Source organism: Acinetobacter sp. 1125_18A (genome assembly GCF_052824985.1).
Genome location: NZ_VTDG01000002.1, coordinates 394,032 through 412,713 on the forward strand (window position 1 = coordinate 394,032; position 18,682 = coordinate 412,713).

16 protein-coding genes are annotated in these 18,682 nt (G+C 39.1%); 6 read left to right on the forward strand and 10 right to left on the reverse strand.

Annotation, left to right across the window (positions count from 1 at the left end):
• Positions 1 to 11: 11 nt before the first annotated feature.
• The 4 genes from FY049_RS04755 to FY049_RS04770 form a co-directional block, all read right to left on the reverse strand.
• Positions 12 to 935 (reverse strand): AEC family transporter, encoded by a 924-nt coding sequence (locus FY049_RS04755; protein ID WP_244015099.1) that lies wholly within the window; start codon positions 933 to 935, stop codon positions 12 to 14.
• Between the two features lie 110 nt (positions 936 to 1,045).
• Entirely contained in the window at positions 1,046 to 2,173 is a 1,128-nt protein-coding gene (locus FY049_RS04760) for an NADH:flavin oxidoreductase/NADH oxidase (RefSeq protein ID WP_004819167.1), read from the reverse strand.
• Between the two features lie 19 nt (positions 2,174 to 2,192).
• Complete coding sequence (locus FY049_RS04765; RefSeq protein WP_327858155.1) at positions 2,193 to 4,331, reverse strand: TonB-dependent receptor; 2,139 nt, start codon at positions 4,329 to 4,331, stop codon at positions 2,193 to 2,195.
• A 20-nt stretch (positions 4,332 to 4,351) separates the two neighbouring features.
• Positions 4,352 to 5,650, reverse strand: coding sequence for a carbohydrate porin (locus FY049_RS04770; RefSeq protein ID WP_262780667.1), 1,299 nt, complete (start codon positions 5,648 to 5,650; stop codon positions 4,352 to 4,354).
• A 389-nt stretch (positions 5,651 to 6,039) separates the two neighbouring features.
• On the opposite strand from FY049_RS04770, the gene mutM reads away from it, so the two are divergent.
• The gene (gene mutM / locus FY049_RS04775) at positions 6,040 to 6,891 is read left to right on the forward strand and encodes a bifunctional DNA-formamidopyrimidine glycosylase/DNA-(apurinic or apyrimidinic site) lyase (protein WP_262780669.1); all 852 of its coding nucleotides are present in this window, start codon (positions 6,040 to 6,042) and stop codon (positions 6,889 to 6,891) included.
• Positions 6,888 to 7,172 carry a peptidylprolyl isomerase gene (locus FY049_RS04780; RefSeq protein WP_004819160.1) on the forward strand — a complete coding sequence of 95 codons (285 nt, stop codon included), beginning with the start codon at positions 6,888 to 6,890 and terminating at the stop codon, positions 7,170 to 7,172. The genes mutM and FY049_RS04780 overlap by 4 nt, the downstream gene beginning before the upstream one ends.
• Positions 7,173 to 7,427: 255 nt before the next feature.
• On the opposite strand, the gene FY049_RS04785 is transcribed toward FY049_RS04780, so the two are convergent.
• From FY049_RS04785 to typA, 3 genes are all read right to left on the reverse strand, one after another.
• The gene (locus FY049_RS04785) at positions 7,428 to 8,066 is read right to left on the reverse strand and encodes a hypothetical protein (protein ID WP_262780672.1); all 639 of its coding nucleotides are present in this window, start codon (positions 8,064 to 8,066) and stop codon (positions 7,428 to 7,430) included.
• 140 nt (positions 8,067 to 8,206) lie between these two features.
• Positions 8,207 to 8,638 carry a large conductance mechanosensitive channel protein MscL gene (gene mscL, locus FY049_RS04790; protein ID WP_327858154.1) on the reverse strand — a complete coding sequence of 144 codons (432 nt, stop codon included), beginning with the start codon at positions 8,636 to 8,638 and terminating at the stop codon, positions 8,207 to 8,209.
• A gap of 193 nt (positions 8,639 to 8,831) precedes the next feature.
• Positions 8,832 to 10,667 carry a translational GTPase TypA gene (gene typA / locus FY049_RS04795; RefSeq protein ID WP_004723004.1) on the reverse strand — a complete coding sequence of 612 codons (1,836 nt, stop codon included), beginning with the start codon at positions 10,665 to 10,667 and terminating at the stop codon, positions 8,832 to 8,834.
• Positions 10,668 to 10,841: 174 nt separating this feature from the next.
• On the opposite strand from typA, the gene FY049_RS04800 reads away from it, so the two are divergent.
• The 4 genes from FY049_RS04800 (at position 10,842) to FY049_RS04815 (ending at position 16,383) form a co-directional block, all read left to right on the forward strand.
• On the forward strand, positions 10,842 to 12,215 hold the full coding sequence (locus FY049_RS04800; RefSeq protein ID WP_004723006.1) for a uracil-xanthine permease family protein: 1,374 nt from the start codon (positions 10,842 to 10,844) through the stop codon (positions 12,213 to 12,215).
• 69 nt (positions 12,216 to 12,284) lie between these two features.
• A complete protein-coding gene (locus FY049_RS04805; protein ID WP_446083264.1) occupies positions 12,285 to 13,316 on the forward strand; it encodes a methyltransferase in 1,032 nt (343 codons plus the stop codon).
• A gap of 2 nt (positions 13,317 to 13,318) precedes the next feature.
• Positions 13,319 to 14,782, forward strand: coding sequence for an amino acid permease (locus FY049_RS04810; protein ID WP_004723010.1), 1,464 nt, complete (start codon positions 13,319 to 13,321; stop codon positions 14,780 to 14,782).
• Between the two features lie 395 nt (positions 14,783 to 15,177).
• Entirely contained in the window at positions 15,178 to 16,383 is a 1,206-nt protein-coding gene (locus tag FY049_RS04815) for an RtcB family protein (RefSeq protein ID WP_262780675.1), read from the forward strand.
• Positions 16,384 to 16,458: 75 nt separating this feature from the next.
• Here the strand turns inward: FY049_RS04815 and FY049_RS04820 are convergent, their stop codons facing one another.
• The 3 genes from FY049_RS04820 to omp38 all read right to left on the reverse strand — a co-directional run bounded on the left by FY049_RS04820 (position 16,459) and on the right by omp38 (position 18,669).
• Entirely contained in the window at positions 16,459 to 16,989 is a 531-nt protein-coding gene (locus FY049_RS04820; RefSeq protein ID WP_446083265.1) for a cysteine peptidase family C39 domain-containing protein, read from the reverse strand.
• A 75-nt stretch (positions 16,990 to 17,064) separates the two neighbouring features.
• Positions 17,065 to 17,520: an OmpA family protein gene (locus FY049_RS04825; RefSeq protein WP_446083266.1), complete on the reverse strand. Its 456-nt coding sequence runs from the start codon at positions 17,518 to 17,520 to the stop codon at positions 17,065 to 17,067.
• Between the two features lie 117 nt (positions 17,521 to 17,637).
• On the reverse strand, positions 17,638 to 18,669 hold the full coding sequence (gene omp38 / locus FY049_RS04830; RefSeq protein ID WP_056514838.1) for an outer membrane protein Omp38: 1,032 nt from the start codon (positions 18,667 to 18,669) through the stop codon (positions 17,638 to 17,640).
• Positions 18,670 to 18,682 lie beyond the last annotated feature (13 nt).

Below are 18,682 nucleotides of genomic sequence, written 5' to 3' on the forward strand. Positions count from 1 at the left end.
AGAGTATTTTTTTACCACCAAACACCAATCAAAACACTCACCACAATAAAACTCAGTAAAGTACTAATCATCAATGGTGTCAGTGCTTTTTCATTTAAACCATAGACTTGCCCAAAAATTCCAAATATAGAAGGCATAGGCAAAGCGGCAATCAAGGTACCTGCATAAATCATCTTTTGATCCAAATCGGTTAAATGAGTCAAGCCTAAATAGACCAATATCGGCATACAGATATTTTTAGAAACCACCAAATAAATAGTTTGCAGATTAAGTGATTGAATCGTAATCCCAACCATCCCACCACCAATAATAAATAACGCTAAAGGTGAGGCAGTCTGACCTAACAAGGCAAATACTTGGTCTAATACATGTGGAATTTGAATTTCGAAGATCGCACAGCTCATGCCAATCATCACTGACAAGAACAATGGGTTTTTTAATAAAGTCAGAAATGTTGTTTTTAAAATAGCGGCTAAATTGGCTTGTCTTTGTCGCCCTATTTCGGCCAAGGTTAACATCAGCGGTACAAGAAATACGCTTTCAATGATCACAATCAGTGAAATATAAATCATGGCTTCACTACCCATCAGCAAAGTCAAAATTGCTGCGCCCAGTAACCCGGTATTGGACATTGATGCGCCAAGTGAAAACACAGAAGCATGGGTAAAATGGTTGTTAAAAAGCTTTTGCCCTAAAATAAAGGCCAAAATAAATAGAGTAAAAGTGACGCCTGCATAAACAAAGAAATAAGCAGGATACCAAATCTCATGTAAATCTTTTGCAGCCAGTGCGTGAAGTAATAAAGCAGGTAATGCAATTTTGATTACAAAAGCACCAATTGCAGTAATTTGCTCTTTAGAGATCAATTGGATTTTGACAGATATAAAACCCAAAAATAACAGGAAAAATACTGGAAAAATTACCGAAAAAATCATTCAAGCCGTTCCTTTTCCAGATCATACAAATAAAGATATATCCTAGAATATATCTTTATTCAGTTTAAATACGTTTAAAGAATAATGAGTGAATCAAAACTGTTATGCCATCAATATGCTGAGAACAAATCTTTGATTCCGTGCGGCTGACAACGTAAATATTGTGGTGCAATCGAGATTTTTGCACCCAATTTTGCTGCGGCATGCCAAGGCCAGCGTGGGTCATATAAAATCGCTCTTGCCAATGCAATTGCATCTGCTTCGCCTTGTTGAAGGATCTGTTCAGCTTGTTCAGCTTCGGTAATTAAGCCCACCGCAATGACAGGAATATTCACCTGTTTTTTAATCGCATTTGCAAAAGGCACTTGGTAATTTGCACCCACTTTAATATCTTGTTGAATATGTAATCCCGCAGAGGATACATGGATATAAGCAGAACCAAGTTGCGCTAAAGCTTTTGATAAGCCAATGCTTGATTCAACATTCCAGCTATTTTCTGCATCCATCCAGTCGGTTGCAGAAATACGTACACCTACTGGGTAGTCAGTTGGTACAACTGCTCGAATGGCTTGAAAAACTTCTAATGTAAAACGAATACGATTTTCAAAACTTCCACCATATTCATCAGTTCGGTGGTTAGACAATGGCGACATAAATTGATGCAGTAAATACCCATGCGCTGCATGAATTTCAATCAGTGAAAAACCAGCATCTACTGCACGAATTGCCGCTTGCGCAAAGTCCTGAATAATTGTTTTAATTTCGTCAATGGTTAATTCATGCGGGGCAATATCATTCGGGCTAAAAGCAATATCACTGGCTGATACAGTTTGCCATCCGTGTGCATGATCGGGCGCAATCTGACCTTTCCCCTGCTTGACCAACCAAGGCTTTTCAGTCGAAGCTTTACGACCTGCATGCGCAAGCTGAATAGCAAAAGGTGTTGGAGCAATGCTTTTTACCTTATTGAGTAAAGCTTTGATTTGATCCCGTTGCGTATCATTCCAAAGTCCCACATCGGCATAACTGATCCGCCCTTCGGCTTGAACCGCTGTTGCTTCAATAATACATAAGCTCGCGCCTGACAAAGCGTAACTTGCCCATTGCTGTTCATGCCAATAGGTCACTTCACCTTGATCTGTTGCAGAGTATTGACACATTGGCGCAATAATAATTTTATTGCTGAGGGAGAGTGAACCAAATTGAATAGATTCAAATAACTTTGGTTGAGCAGACATAAATTATTTTCCCAATGAATTAGAACTGTTTGGTGACACTGAGTCCTGCACTCCAGTTAATACCATCAGCAGGTTCAAAGAATCGACTATTACCATCATTTACAATGACTGAACCGACATAATTTTTATCGAATAAATTATCGACTCGAGCAAAACTACGTACTTTCCAATCGTTGTTTTTCCAGATATAACCGACATTCATACTGGTTACTGTATAACTTGGTGCAGTATCTGTATTGAGATCGTCCACATAGATTTTATCCATATATCGAACATCGACACCTGCATTAAAGCCCTGCTCAGGCAACCAGCCGAAAGATACAAAGGCTTGGTTTTTTGCAATTCCCGGAATGTAATTGCCACTTTGGATGACTTTTTTAGGATCTGTGTTGGGAATGTCTGCATCAAATGTTGCATCAAGGAAACTATAACTGGCTTGAGCCGTTAAATTTTTCCACAGCTTTTTATTCCAAGACAGCTCTACCCCTTGGCGCAGTGTTTTATCTGCATTTTGATAGGTTGCACGTCCATTGAGTGTTCCCGCAGAAACGATGTCATCTTGGGTATTACTTTGGAAAACTGCGGCAGTAAAATTACCTAGACGATTTTGTGCTTTTAAACCAAGCTCATAGTTATCACTGGTTGAAGGTTTAAGCGCAAAGTTAATCCCTGCCGTTCCTTCTGTTGGATAGGCCATTTCGGTAAAGGTTGGTGTTTCAAAACCTTTGGCATAACTGAGATAACTGCTGATCTCAGGAGTAATTTCCCATGTCAAAGCAGCTGATGGGAGCAGTTTTTTATAATCGGTTTGACCACTGTCATCGCCATTCAAACCAATGATGTAGTGATCTTTCGACTCATAATGAACATTGCTATAACGCAATCCTGTATCTAGACGTACAGTCGGCAAAAATTGCCAAGCTGCCTGTAAATATGGATCTAAATTCCATAAAGTATTTCGTTCATCACGGCGTAAGTTGCCTTTTACCCCATATTCGCCCTTGGCATTAAAATTCTCATACCCTTGACGATCTTCATTCATCGCATCATAAGCCAAGCCTGCACTGATCCGTGTATTCGGTAATAAGTCTTTGCCAGTCCAACGTAAATCAGCACCATAAAAATCTCGTTCGAAATCAATCACCCCACCTGCATGGCGTGGATTCTTTTGAGCAGAACTTGGAATAGACTGGTATTGGGTCACTTCACGATGACCAATATAAGCCATACTATAAAGCTCTTGTTGATCATTCAGAGGCTTAGTCCAATTGATACCTGTCTGTGTTTGGTTAATATCTTTGCGAACATCATAGATATTTTTACTGTCATTGACCTGCTTAGGATTTTGCTTCCATTGCTCACGAGTCAGACCTTGTGGATCATCAGCAGAAATATCTACATGATTGATCAGCCAATTGATCTTAGAGCCATCATCTAAATCCCACGTGAGTTTGGCATTGCTCAACACTTTTCTTGCGGCACTGTGGTCACGATAACCATCGGTATCAAAATAAGAAGAACTGATCACATAGCTCGGTTCATTGGCTTTATCTGCACCACCTTGTAAGGTGATGTCAGCGCGGCCTTTATTATTACTTCCACCTGAATATCCTAACTCGACCGAATCACGCCCTGTTCCTTCTTTGGTCGTGGTGAGAATAGTCCCCCCAGAGGAGTTTCCATACAGTGATGAAAAGGGCCCACCCAGCACTTCAATATGATCTAAGCTCGTTAAATCAATATTTGAAGTTTGGCCTTGTCCGTCTGGCATCGTCGCAGGAATCCCATCGACATAAAGACGAATCCCACGGACCCCAAAAGTTGAGCGTGCGCCAAACCCGCGCATAGACAGTTGTAAGTCTTGGGCATAATTTTCACGATTATTGAGCTGTAAACCCGGAATACCTTTGAGTGTTTCAGTGAGGTTTACCCCAATATTATTTTGACTTTGTTGTTGATCGACTCTATATACCGATGCTGGGGTGTTTAATATGCTGGTATCTGAACGTGTTGCTTCAATTTTGATGGTTGGAAGTTGCTGAGTAGAATCTTGCTGAATGGAATCTTGAGATTCCACTTCAGCATATAAGCTCTGTGTGATACATACCGTTAAGCAAAGTAGTGTTGTATTAATTTTTAGATGTTTCACTCTTTGCATAAAGGTGTCCTCGGGTGGTATTAAAAAATAATTTTAGACCCCAAGCCAACGACAAACGCATTGTCCACCTGATTGGTTGCACCAGGATGTACCACATACTGCACTAAAGGACGAAGCATGAACCATTTGGCAGGGTAATATGAGTAATTCAACTCAACATTATACTCTGCATCTTCATTCAACTGTCTTAAATTTGTTCCTGAACGAGCACTATTCACATAATTAGTATACCGATCGTTCAAATGTACCCGATTTACAGCCAAACCAAGAATATCGTTTGGTTGACCATCAAACAGACCATAGTATTTTAGACCAAGTTGCTGTGAATCATTTACGGCTGTCGTCGTACGATCATGAATGGTGAAATTACCAAAACTATGTAAACCACGTTTCCCCTCTCCAGTTGAAGTCAACTGCTGTTCAAACGCAATCCAACCGCCATATGTGCGATCTTCAGCCTTAGTTCCTGCTTTGTAAGCAACATCGTACTGATTTTTAGCCTCATCAGCAGTATTGTAAAGCGTACCAATACGATAACTGCCTGGTAAATCATTCACACCCTGCTTAGGTGACCACACCACTTCAGAAAGAATATTTACACCATCAGCATGCTTTGTATCCAGATTCCAGCCCTGTCGCTCTAAAGCATTATCAGGGTTGTATTCAAACACCCCCACTTGTGCAAATAGTTCAGGATTGATGTGATATTTTAAGCGTGCGCCCCATTGTGAGACTGGTGTGTTATACCAAAGCTTACCTTGCCATTTCCCCATCTGTGCTGCACAAAATGCATTGCCTTGGAAATCACAAGCCATGGTATTGAATTCAGTACCTAAACCCATACGACCTAAACGCAAGCTTAGTCCTTGATCCTTAAAATTCTTTTCTATATATAACTCGCTGAGACGGCTCCCCGAATTACCACGTCCCCAATTGGCTTGCGAGTTTGCCCATTGAGGTGCATCTGGTGCTTGAATACCTCTGAGTGAAGTACTTTCACCTTGACGTGCTGTAACTAATGCACGAATAGTCACGTCATTCCAACCCGCCAGTTTCCCCATATCTAAGGTTGTACCCAGTCCGAATTGTGTCGCAAATGTTGGCGCTTGGTGCGCATCATAACCACCATCAGCGAGATATGAACTGTCCATGGCAATGGTGCCATCAAATTTGATTCCCTTTTCTGCAAGTTCAGTCCGACTCCCATTCCAATCACCCGTCATGGTTGAGCCGTGTAAATTAAACGCATCTTCAGCTGATGCAAAAGACATCATGCTACATGCAGAGATTGCCAATAACGGATAAGCAATTTTTTTCATGGGAAAGCCTAATCAGGAACAAAACGAATAAAGATAAACTAGTCAACTCTCAATCACTTTAACCGTCTAAATTTAATAGAAAGTTCCAGCTTTAAAATGACTATTTTTCCTAAAATATCGAGATAAAAAGAATTATTTCAGTAAACAATTCACTAGAAATTTACACATTTTTTTACATATAACTATCAGATATTTTTTATCAATTGGAAAACTTTATTTTATCAATAAACTTTATTTTAGATAACAATCACTTAATAACAGAAGTGCAATCTTATTCTACGATCATATCCATAATTTTAACCTAAAGTCGTAGGCTCAACACAACCGCCCTTTAACGCAATCCAATTCTTGCATACAATATTCAGTCCTCACACCAATGTGACAAGTGCATGCCTGAATTACCAGAAGTTGAAACAACAAAAACCAGTTTACTCCCCCTGATTGACCAGAAAGTTCTTCATGTTCAAGTGCGTGAGCCACGGTTACGCTGGCCTATTCCAGAAGATATTCAACAACTTCAAGGTCAAAAACTCGTTCGCTTAACACGTCGTTCAAAATACATTTTGGCAGAGTTTGAAACCCATAGCATGTTATGGCATTTGGGTATGTCGGGTAGTTTTAGAATCTGTGATGAACATGAAGCGCTTAGAAAGCATGACCATCTGATCATTCAGTTTGAAGACACACAGCTGCGCTATCATGACCCTCGACGTTTTGGATGTATCATTTGGCTGAATGAGGAAAGCCAAACAAAATTGATTAATACTTTAGGGCCTGAACCATTGAGTGATGAATTTCATGCCGAATATTTAGCAGAAAAGTTTAAAAATAAAAATGTCGGCACAAAAGTTGCAATCATGGATAATCATATTGTTGTGGGTGTAGGCAATATTTATGCAACCGAAAGCTTATTTAATTTAGGGATTCATCCGGCGCAGCCTGCTTCGAGTTTGACGAAAGCGCAAATTCAAAAATTGGTTATCGAAATTAAACGAATTTTAAAGCAAGCGATTGATTTGGGTGGTTCAACCTTAAGAGACTATAGCAACGCCATGGGTGAGAATGGCTACTTTCAGCAGACCTTATTGGCTTATGGTCGTGCGGGTGAGATGTGTATTAACTGTGAAACCACTTTAGAAAATTTAAAGTTAGGACAAAGAGCCAGTGTGTTTTGCCCACAATGCCAGCCATTAAAGATCGCGAAAAGCATCCCGCAAAAACCACGAGGAAAAAGTAAATGAAAACTGCAATCGTTCGACATATTCTCGTCAAAGATAAGGACTTGGCCGAACAACTTAAGAAGAAGATCCATGATGGCGCTGATTTTGCCAAAGTGGCCAAACAGCATTCCACATGTAATTCAGCAAAACGTGGTGGTGAACTGGGTGAAGTAAAAAAAGGACAACTTGTTCCTGTGATTGATAAACTGGTATTTACCGCTGCTGAACGTGTACTTCATGGTCCAGTAAAAAGCCAATTCGGCTTTCACTTGGTTGAGATTAAATTTCGCATGGATTTTTAGTTTAAAGATTTACATTCTTTTGGAGACATTGAGAGAATGTTCCACTATTTATCAGCAATGTTCAAATTAGAGTCACAACAACCACCATCACTGAAGCTAAATTAAAATACTTTTGCTTTTCGATCATTCAGGCTTTCAAAGTGTGTCTATCATGTAGCGCAATGACAAGGATGTTAATATTTGCTTTAAACCTTATTGTTTATTAAGACAACAAAACAATAAAAATCTGAGCTGTTCTCGTTAATTTAAACCCTCCTATATTTTTGAATCAATTTGCTCAGGTTTAAATTCATGGATAAACTTGGCATAATCATCAATATATGATCTAAATGCTTCTTCGCGAGTGGTAAAGTAAAATATTTCATTGCCATTTCTAACGATGGTTTCAGGAGATTTACCATTACAGTACCCTCCTGCTGAATAGACAGCAGACTTAAGCATTTGAAAACTTTGCTCAGCAACCTGTTCATCCTTAAACGCAAAAACCAGCAAAACAAAATCTGGACGATATTGTTTTTCATCACCTAACTTAACTTTACTGATTGCCTTATAAGAACGGATGCCCTCACCTTTTACTTGAATCACTTTATTCAGAGAACAATCATTTTCAGACCAAGAACTACCACTGTCTTTTTCTATAAACTCAAAATTGGCTTTTAATAAACGTGTTTGTAGGGCCAACAGTAATGTTTCATTTTCATCCACTGAGTCTGTTTCTATAGTGGCATAGCTGGTATCTTCATTTGGCATCTCATTAAAGGTTAAACCACTGGCAGGTCGGTTTCGATCCGCTTGTGTAGATGTTTGAGTATCAGCGGATTGTTGCTCTTTTGGATGCTCTGAACATGCATGCAAACTGATAAGTATTGCCATAATCCCTATGTTTTTTTTCATCAGCCCATCCCTATTTTCTTGCTTGCATAAAAAACGGTACTTGATCGTACCGTTTCATTCAACTCTTTTACAATAATTTAATACCTTTATCAGGGTTTAGACATATTAAAATACTGTAATTTGAATCAATTTAATGAAGATTAAGCTTCAGGGCGTTTCTTTATTTCATCACGAATTTCACGCAGTAATGCAATATCTTCTGGTGTAGCAGCTGGAGCTTCTTCAGCAGGTTTACGGATTTTATTTAGGAATTTAACCAACAAGAAAACCACCCACATTAAGATCAGGAAGTTCAATACAATTGTGATGAAATTACCATAGGTTAATACGTTAATTCCGGCTTTGGTTAATTCATCCAATGATGAAAGGTTATTTGGGTTATCGCCAAGTACGACAAATTTTTGGGTAAAATCAACACCACCACCCGTAATCACTGTGATTAAAGGCATAATCACGTCTTTCACTAATGAGTCGATAATTTTATTGAAAGCACCACCAATGATGACACCAATTGCCAAATCCATCATATTGCCTTTAACAGCAAATTCTCTGAATTCTGAAAGAATACTCATATTTTAACTCCACGCCGATTTTGCGTATTTTTTATGTGACGAAGTATACATTATGTTTCAACATATATTTCCGCCTAATTTACTCGCTTTTTATTAAAAACCAATATCCTTTTACATTTATATAAAAAAACCGCAATTTATTAAAAAATTGCGGTTTTTTTTCTAGAAATTGAATTATTCCCAGTTTGAACGCTTAGCCACGTGAAGCACGTTTACGTTCATTTTCAGTTAAGAATTTTTTACGAATACGAACTGATTTAGGTGTTACTTCAACTAATTCGTCATCTTCAATAAATTCTAATGCTTGTTCAAGCGTGAATTTAATTGCAGGTGTTAACGTTAACGCTTCATCTGTACCAGATGCACGCATGTTAGTTAACTGTTTCGCTTTGGTTGGGTTCACAGTCATGTCGTCTGAACGAGAGTTCATACCCACGATCATACCTTCATAAACTTCTAACTGTGGTTCAGCAAATAGACGACCACGGTCTTGTAAAGTGAATAATGCAAACGCTAAGCAAGTACCGTTAACCATAGAGATCAACACACCGTTTTGACGTTTCGCAACTGCACCTTGTTTAGCTGTACCGTAATGCGAGAAGCTTGAAGTCATGATACCAGTACCAGAGGTAATGGTTAAGAATTCAGAACGGAAACCAATCAAACCACGTGATGGAACAGTTGCTTCAATACGGATACGGCCTTTACCGTCAACTTCCATATTGGTCAACTCACCTTTACGGTTACCCATTTGTTCCATAACAGAACCTTGATGTTGCTCTTCAACATCAAAAGTAACGTTTTCGTATGGTTCTTGAGTTTCGCCATCAACTTCTTTCATGATCACTTGCGGACGAGAAACACCCATCTCGAAGCCTTCACGACGCATGGTTTCAATCAATACTGAAAGGTGAAGTTCACCACGACCAGAAACTTTGAAACGGTCTGGACTGTCAGTATCTTCAACACGTAAAGCAACGTTATGGATCAATTCGCGATCTAAACGCTCACGGATATTACGTGAAGTTACAAATTTACCTTCTTTACCAGCAAACGGTGAGTTGTTTACTTGGAAAGTCATCGAAACTGTAGGTTCATCTACAGACAATGCAGGTAATGCTTCAACATTTTTAGGATCACAGATTGTGTCAGAAATGTTCAAAGCATCTAAACCAGTGATACATACGATATCACCCGCTTGAGCAGAATCTACATCTACACGCTCTAAACCATGGTAACCCATAATTTTTAAGATACGGCCGTTACGTGTTTTGCCATCTTTATCGATAACAGTCACTGGTGTATTAGTTTTTACTGAACCACGTTGAATACGACCAACACCAATTACACCCACGAAACTATTATAGTCAAGTGATGAAATTTGCATTTGGAATGGACCATCAATATCAACTGCTGGTGGTTCAACGATATCTACGATTGTTTCGAACAACGGTGTCATATCTTCTGCTAATTCTTCAGGAGAAGGACCAGCAACACCACGTAAGCCAGAAGCATATACGATTGGGAAGTCTAACTGTTCATCACTACCGCCTAAGTTATCGAACAAATCAAATACTTGATCGATTACCCAGTCTGGACGAGCACTTGGCTTATCTACTTTGTTGATGATAACAATTGGCTTCAAACCACGAGCAAACGCTTTTTGTGTTACAAAGCGAGTTTGTGGCATTGGGCCTTCTTGTGAATCGACAAGAAGAAGTACGCAGTCAACCATAGACATTACACGTTCAACTTCACCACCAAAGTCAGCATGTCCTGGGGTGTCGACGATGTTGATGCGGTATTCAGTATTTGTACGCTTGTCTAACCATTTGATTGCAGTGTTTTTTGCAAGAATGGTAATACCGCGTTCAGACTCAAGCGCATTCGAATCCATAACACGCTCAATCTCACCCGCGCGGTCACCGAGTGCACCTGATTGTTGTAAAAGTTTGTCGACAAGAGTCGTTTTACCATGGTCGACGTGCGCGATGATGGCAATATTACGGAGAGTTTTAATATCAGACATGTAAATTCGATACGCTTTAAATTTGAGGGCAAATTATACAGAAAAATCTTAACTTTTAGTAGTGACAGTTTATTGACAGTTACAAGTTTTTTTCACAACAGCAGGCTTTTTATTTTGTAATAGTGTGTAAAGCGATTAGAATAGCGCCATCTTGCCACTTCCAATTGCTGTGCCATGTCCAATTCTACCCCCTCTCCCAATCAGAAACAGGCTCAAATTGATCTTGTTTATGGTCTAGATGATCGCCCAAAACCACTCATCGCTTTTTTTGCGGCTTTGCAACATTTACTTGCGATTATTGTTCCAATTGTAACACCCGGTTTACTGATTTGTTTAGCTTTAGGTGTTTCTCCTCAAGATACCAACATGATTCTTTCCATGTCATTGGTGATTTCTGGGGTAGCAACATTCTTACAATGTAAAAAAATTGGACCATTTGGTGCAGGGCTACTGATTGTTCAAGGTACAAGCTTTAACTTTATTGGTCCAATGATTGGGATTGGTTCAGCCATGGTTGCTGCGGGCACACCAGTAGAAGCGGTTATGGCATCTATTTTTGGTGTGGTCATTGCAGGCTCATTTATTGAAATGGGTGTTTCACGTATTTTACCTTGGGTAAAAAAGTTGATCACGCCCTTGGTTACAGGGATTGTGGTACTGTTGATTGGTTTAACCTTAATTAAAGAAGGTTTAATCAGCATGGGTGGTGGCTACCAAGCCATGGAAAGCCATACGTTTGCCAGCGCCGACAATCTCATCATGTCATGTACAGTGTTGGCAATTATCGTCCTTCTCAATCGCTTCAAAGTGGTTTGGGTGAAAAGTTCTGCAATTCTTATTGCTTTAGTCATTGGCTATATTCTTGCGGGCTTTATGGGCTATTTAGATTTTTCTGGTTTAAAAGATGCCCCATTGATTCAAATTCCGACACCAATGCATTTTGGAATTAGCTTCTCATGGAGCTTATTTATTCCTATGGCGTTTATTTATCTTGTCACGTCTTTAGAAGCAATTGGCGATGTCACCGCAACCTCTAAAATTTCAAATCAGCCTGTAGATGGCCCAGTGTGGATGGAACGAATTAAAGGTGGTGTACTGGTCAATGGTGCCAACTCATTTCTTGCAGGGATTTTTAATACATTCCCAAGTTCTGTCTTTGCACAAAATAACGGTGTAATTCAGTTGACGGGTGTTGCAAGTCGTTTTGTTGGGATTTGGATTGCAATCCTACTCATCATTCTGGGGTTATTCCCTGCTGTTGCTGGTATCATTCAGGCGGTACCGCAAGCGGTACTGGGTGGTGCGGTTATGGTAATGTTTGGTGCAGTTGCTGCTTCAGGCATTAACATTTTATCGGGAATTCAACTAGACCGTCGTGCGTTACTGATTATTGCTATCTCTTTAGGTCTCGGCCTAGGGGTTGCACAAGTTCCTCAAATTTTGGAACATTTGCCAGAATTACCGCGTAATATTTTTAGTTCTGGTGTCGCAACTGGCGGGCTAGCTGCATTAATTTTGAATTTAGTTTTACCCGAAACTAAAAAATAATAAATCTATTCTTTATAATGCCCAGCTTAGACTGGGCATTGCTCTAATTTTTATTGATGGATGGTGAATATGGAGCCAAAAAGCGAAGTTGTCATTCGACAGCATGACTACCTTTCTGGACGCGTGCTATTTGTAAATGCAGCAACGGATGATCTACTTTCAAATTTAGCTCATAACATCGAAGCAAGCATTTGGACTTGGAATTACAATGAGTTTCAATATTTTCAGAATCAGCAGGCAAAGGTACATTTTGGTACTGACCTGCCAGAAGCTGAATTTGATCAAGCTGTTGTTTTTGTTCCAAAATCAAAAGAGCTACTCAACTATATCTTGCACAATTTAGTCAGTCGTTTAGCTGTTGGCGCTTCGATTTTCTTGGTTGGAGAGAAAAAAGGTGGTGTAGAACGTGCTGCAAAACAACTCCAGCCTTATGGTCAAGCCATCAAGCTTGATAGCGCACGTCATTGTCAAATGTGGCAACTCACCACAGATAAAACCGTGACAGCAAAGCCATTAGCAGAATGGGCGCAAGTCTATAATGTTCCAACACCTGCCGGAGAACTTAGCATTTGTGCAGTCCCTGGTGTATTTAGCCAAAATCGTCTAGATATTGGAACTGCAGTGCTTTTACCTTATCTCAAACAAGTGACGTCTGGTAAGATTGCGGACTTTGGTTGTGGTGCAGGTGTCATCAGTGCTTATCTGAGTAAACTTAATCCGAAAAATCGTATTTTTGCTTTAGATGTCGATGCTTTTGCTTTAGCATCAACGCAAATGACGTTTGAAAAAAATAATTTACCTTTAGAACAACTTGAAATAAAAGCAGTCACAGGGATTGAAGATGCGCCATTGTTCTTACACGCCATTGTGAGTAACCCTCCATTTCACCAAGGTATTCAAACAGATTACAATGCCAGTGAAACGTTATGTAAAACTGCGAGACGACATTTAAAATCAGGTGGTGAATTATGGATTGTGGCAAACCGCTTCCTAAATTACCCATTACTCATTGAGCAGAGTTTTAGTCAATGTACGACTAAAGCAGATCAACAAGGCTTTAAAGTGCTGTTCGCCAACACTCAAAAAAGTAGTAAGGAATAACGATGAGCGAAACAGATCATCCTCAACTCCAGCGTAAGCTTGGAGCACGACATTTAAACATGATCGCCATTGGCGGTTCTATTGGTACAGGGTTATTCCTTGCTTCTGGTCAAACGATTGCCACTGCTGGACCTGGTGGTGCATTACTTGCTTATGTTCTGATTGGTATCATGATTTATTTCTTGATGACCAGTTTAGGTGAACTTGCAACCCACAATCCAACATCAGGTGCATTTTTTACCTATGGTAATAAGTATGTAGAAGAAGGTTTTGGTTTCGCACTCGGTTGGAACTATTGGTATAACTGGGCCATTACCGTTGCATTTGAATTGGTTGCTGTTCAATTCATCATGAAGTTTTGGTTTCCAGACATCCCCGGCTTTTGGTGGAGTGCGCTATTCCTTGCGATTATCTTTTGTATCAATGCCTTAACTGTAAAAGGCTTTGGTGAAAGTGAATTTTTATTTTCACTGGTTAAAGTCATTGCCATCATCTTCTTTATTGTCATTGGCTTATTCATGATTGGTAAAATCATGTTAGATCCAACAGATTCAATTACCAAGAATTGGACCGTTGGTGAAGCGCCATTTGTAGGTGGCTTTCAAGCCTTAGTCGGTGTGGCCATGATCGCTGGATTCTCGTTCCAAGGGACGGAGATGGTCGGTGTCGCTGCAGGTGAATCTAAGGATCCGAAAAAAACCATTCCAATCGCCATTAAACAAATCTTTTGGCGTATTCTTTTATTTTATATCTTGTGTATCTTTATCATTGGTACATTGGTTGCGTATACAGATCCAAACCTTGCACTTGCTGCGGAAGGTGATGGAAACATTACCCTGTCACCATTTACTCTGTTATATGAAAAAGCAGGTTTAGCATTTGCAGCAGGCTTAATGAATGCCGTGATTTTGACTGCAATTATGTCTGCAGGTAACTCAGGCATGTATTCATCAACACGTATGTTGTTTGATATGGCACGTGAAGGTAAAGCGCCACGAGTTTTCTCTAAACTCGATCTTCGCGGTGTACCCATGAATGCACTGTATGCAACAACGGCAATTGCGGCACTGTGTTTCTTAACCACCTTTATTGGTGAAAGTGTCGTGTTTACTTGGCTGTTAAACATGTCAGGTATGTGCGGTTTTATTGTCTGGTTAGGTATCGCAATCTCACATTATCGCTTCCGTAAAGGTTATTTGGCTCAAGGCTATAAACTTGAAGATCTCGCTTATCGTGCAAAATTCTTCCCTTTTGGTCCGTGGTTTGCCTTTATTCTTTGTGCCATCATTATTCTTGGCCAAAATGCAGAAGCTGTGCTTGATGGAAAATGGATGAGTGTGTTGTCTACTTATATCAGTATTCCACTGTTCCTTGTTATCTGGCTTGGCTATAAGTGGAAACACAAATCTAAATTGATTGCTTATGATCAGATGGATGTACAACCCATTCAAGTCGAAAAAGAGTAAATCACTTGATGTAAATAAAGCAGCTTTTTAGCTGCTTTATTGTTTTTTATAACAGCAATTCAACGTGAATTAAAAATTAATTTGCTATGTTTCATTGACAAAGTTTTTTTTCTTTATAGAATAACGCCCATTGGATTATTTCCAATCAGAATTTTCACCTTTGATTTTAAATCAAAAAGTATAGGAGTACGACATGCATCAACTTGAGAAAACTTTAAATTAAGATTAAGCAGTCGTCTACCCACGGGCACTGAATTAATCAAAGTGTCCGAATGTCAGTCAAACCTAGCATTCGCTAGGTTTTTTATTGTCTTTAAAATTTGAATCGATCATTGCTTTGACAATAGTGTTGTAACCGCCTTCGGACAATAAAAAAATTTGCTTCGAGAAAAAAAATGAGCATACAAATGATTTTAAACGCCAAAGCAGAATATGGCGTTCCTGTAAAAATTTATACAAAAGATGTGGATGAGGAAAGCCTAACGCAACTGCGAAAAATGGCACAATTGCAATTTATTCATTCACATATCGCAGTCATGCCAGATGTACATTTGGGTAAAGGCGCAACCGTGGGAAGTGTTATTCCCACCAAAAATGCCATCATTCCTGCTGCGGTTGGCGTGGATATCGGTTGTGGTATGAATGCATTAAGACTTAGTCTAAAAGCATTTCAACTGCCCGATAACTTAAGCACTTTACGCAATGCCATTGAAAGAAAAGTACCTGTCGGCTTTGAAATGCACAAACAAATCAAAGCAAAGGCTTCAACCCTTTCGCCCTTAGATAAAAAACTCCAGCGTATTACAGACAAACACCCTGCTTTAAAACGCATGTTACGTAGTTTTGATGTTACATGGCAAAAGCAACTCGGGACTTTAGGTGGTGGTAATCACTTTATTGAACTGTGTATTGATGAAAATGATGATATCTGGGTCATGCTGCATTCAGGTAGCCGTGGCTTAGGTAATGTGATTGGCACTTACTTTATTGAACGTGCCAAGAAAGAAGCACAACATCGTTTTGGTCACGTGCCTGATAAAGACTTGAGCTACTTTGCAGAAGGATCGACGAATTTCGATGATTATGTTGAAGCTGTAGAATGGGCACAAGAATATGCTTTTGAAAACCGACGAGAAATGATGCGTTTAATTTTAGAAGCAATTCGCCCTTTATTACCAAGTTTTCAAATGACCAAAGAAGCGATTAATTGTCATCATAATTATGTACAGAAAGAACTTCACTTTGGTGAAGACGTATTTGTTACACGTAAAGGTGCAATTCGTGCAGGGCTCGATGAATATGGGATTATCCCCGGTTCAATGGGCGCGCAATCTTTTATCGTTAAAGGTAAAGGTAATCCAGATTCTTTTTGTTCATGCTCACATGGTGCAGGACGTAAAATGAGTCGTTCTAAAGCCAAGCATTTGTTTAATCAGCAAGATTTGATTGCACAAACAGTAGGCATTGAGTGCCGCAAAGATAAAGGTGTGGTTGATGAGATTCCAAGTGCCTACAAGGATATTCATCAAGTTATGGCCAATCAAAATGATTTGATTGATGTGGTCCATACACTAAAACAAGTATTGTGTATTAAAGGCTAAAGCCGAAATAGCCCTTAATTTTTATCATGAATCTCAGTAAATTTCGATTTACTGAGATTCACATTTGCAATTGAATTAACAATATCGAATCACAGGACAATATTCACGAATCACAATCATTTGCTGACAAATTCCTTCAGCTAAACGTTGTTGTTCAAAGACAGCTTTCGGCATAGCTTCAAAATTATCATAGAAACAAATCTCCTGATCATTTATCGAATAAACCAATGAATGATTTCCAACACCTTCTAAAGTGTCATAAAAAACAATGATATTGCACCCTTGTTCAATATAGGCTTGAATTTCTTGATAGCTCAGCGCTGGACTAATCTGCAACCCTAACTTCTTCGCATCTTGATAACGGACGATTTCTTTTTCATGAATATTTGAGTCTTCATCTGTATAAAAAGACAGATCAAAACCTAATTTTTTTAATCCAACGGCTAGGTCAATCGTAAAAGTACCATCCTCTGCATCGTGATGACAAAGTTTAACCAGTTGTTGAATATCTAACTGAATTGAGTAATTTTGCAATAACATCCAAACAGCAAAAATACCGCAATTTGATTCTAGGTCTAATAAGGCTTTAGGCAGTTGCACACTCATTCAATTTTCAAACTTGTAGAAATTACAATCAACAATTATAACGCTGTATGATCAAATTGAGAGGCTTTCTCAAAATTACTTAATTTTTAAAGTCACCGTTACTCGTCTATTTTTCACTCTACCTTCAGTTGTTTTATTATCAGCAATTGGCTTGGTTGGTCCTAAACCGAGCGTAATCAATTGTTCTGGATTGACTTGATATTCATTTAAGAGAAAATCTTTCACAATATTCGCGCGTGTTAAGGAGACTTTATTATTTGCAGCCAAAGAGCCTGTACTGTCTGTATGGCCTTCAATGTAGAGAACAAAATTTTTATTGTCTTTCAATAATTGTGAAGCAACAGATAAAACAGGTTTATACTCAGCTTCAATGTCTGTTGATCTCGGTTGAAAATATATAGACAGCCCACTTTTCAATGATTTCACTTCATTTGGATACTGTTTTTGGATTGAAACACGATTTGAATTTATTGGTGTCGACGTACAGGCATTTAATGCCATGAGTACCAGTCCTAAAATAATATATTTCATTGTTAACCTGTAATTATTAATTTCTGATTCAATTTTATTTAGATATTCTATAATTATAAGTACTTTAAATAAAAAAGCGACTCAATTGAGTCGCTTTTTTATTCACTAAATAAAGGATTATTTAGTTACAGTACGGCTACCAGTGATTGTCGCGAATACACGACGGTTCATAGCACGACCTTCTTTAGTTTTGTTGTCAGCAATCGGTTGATCCCAAGCGAAACCTTGAGTAGACAAACGAGATGCATCAATGTTGTACTCGCTTACAAGCGCTGATTTAACAGAGTTAGCACGAGCTAAAGATAAACGTTCGTTTAACTTACGTGGACCAGTGTTATCTGTATGACCTTCAATACGAGCAGTCGCATTCGGGAATGTAGTTAACGCATCAGCAACTTTAGCAACTTCTGGCTTGTATTGATCTTTGATATTTGATTTGTTTGTATCAAAGAACACACGAAGTTCCATGTTCAAATCTTCAGTAAGAACTTGTGGAGCTGGTTCAACTGGAGTTGGAGCAACTGGAACCACTGGAGCAACTTCTACTACAGGAGCAGCAGGCTTCAAGTGACCACCAAGAACTACGTTAAGACCTGCAAGAGCAGTATAGTTCCAGAATTTTTCGTCAAAGTTATAAGTACCACGAGCTTCAGTACGAAGAGATAAAGCATCGTTTAAGCGCCAGAAAGCACCAACACCAGCATTACCTAAAGTACCTTCTTCGTTGTTATGGTAAGACATGTCATCAAGTTTGTACTTGTAATGACCAGCACCTAACAATACATACGGTTTGATTTTGCTGTCATAGTTTTTAGTGATCAAATCAGAAGTAGCATAAAAGTTACCGTTGATTTGAGTTTGCTTGTATTCAGAACCAGCTACGCCAGTACCGTCAAGATCACCTTTAACTTGGTTATATTCAGCTTCAAAACCTAACCATGGAGTAAGTTCTACACCAAGTGCAGCACCAACGAATAAATCGTCTTGTAATTCAGGACCGTTAGTTAACTCGCCTTTATCACCACCATTGTTGTGTTGAGAGTCTTGGAAAGTGTAACCAAGTAGTAAAGGTGTAACAGTTACACCAGCATTAGCAGCAGCGAATGGAGCGGCAACAAGCATAGCAAGTGCGATACGACTCAATTTCATGGATATCCTCCAG

Excerpts from the sequence above, each read along its gene's own strand:
- FY049_RS04755 (WP_244015099.1), bottom strand. The coding sequence starts at position 935 with ATGATTTTTTCGGTAATTTTTCCAGTATTTTTCCTGTTATTTTTGGGT.
- FY049_RS04760 (WP_004819167.1), bottom strand. The coding sequence starts at position 2,173 with ATGTCTGCTCAACCAAAGTTATTTGAATCTATTCAATTTGGTTCACTC.
- FY049_RS04765 (WP_327858155.1), bottom strand. The coding sequence starts at position 4,331 with ATGCAAAGAGTGAAACATCTAAAAATTAATACAACACTACTTTGCTTA.
- FY049_RS04770 (WP_262780667.1), bottom strand. The coding sequence starts at position 5,650 with ATGAAAAAAATTGCTTATCCGTTATTGGCAATCTCTGCATGTAGCATG.
- mutM (WP_262780669.1), top strand. The coding sequence starts at position 6,040 with ATGCCTGAATTACCAGAAGTTGAAACAACAAAAACCAGTTTACTCCCC.
- FY049_RS04780 (WP_004819160.1), top strand. The coding sequence starts at position 6,888 with ATGAAAACTGCAATCGTTCGACATATTCTCGTCAAAGATAAGGACTTG.
- FY049_RS04785 (WP_262780672.1), bottom strand. The coding sequence starts at position 8,066 with ATGAAAAAAAACATAGGGATTATGGCAATACTTATCAGTTTGCATGCA.
- mscL (WP_327858154.1), bottom strand. The coding sequence starts at position 8,638 with ATGAGTATTCTTTCAGAATTCAGAGAATTTGCTGTTAAAGGCAATATG.
- typA (WP_004723004.1), bottom strand. The coding sequence starts at position 10,667 with ATGTCTGATATTAAAACTCTCCGTAATATTGCCATCATCGCGCACGTC.
- FY049_RS04800 (WP_004723006.1), top strand. The coding sequence starts at position 10,842 with ATGTCCAATTCTACCCCCTCTCCCAATCAGAAACAGGCTCAAATTGAT.
- FY049_RS04805 (WP_446083264.1), top strand. The coding sequence starts at position 12,285 with ATGGAGCCAAAAAGCGAAGTTGTCATTCGACAGCATGACTACCTTTCT.
- FY049_RS04810 (WP_004723010.1), top strand. The coding sequence starts at position 13,319 with ATGAGCGAAACAGATCATCCTCAACTCCAGCGTAAGCTTGGAGCACGA.
- FY049_RS04815 (WP_262780675.1), top strand. The coding sequence starts at position 15,178 with ATGAGCATACAAATGATTTTAAACGCCAAAGCAGAATATGGCGTTCCT.
- FY049_RS04820 (WP_446083265.1), bottom strand. The coding sequence starts at position 16,989 with ATGAGTGTGCAACTGCCTAAAGCCTTATTAGACCTAGAATCAAATTGC.
- FY049_RS04825 (WP_446083266.1), bottom strand. The coding sequence starts at position 17,520 with ATGAAATATATTATTTTAGGACTGGTACTCATGGCATTAAATGCCTGT.
- omp38 (WP_056514838.1), bottom strand. The coding sequence starts at position 18,669 with ATGAAATTGAGTCGTATCGCACTTGCTATGCTTGTTGCCGCTCCATTC.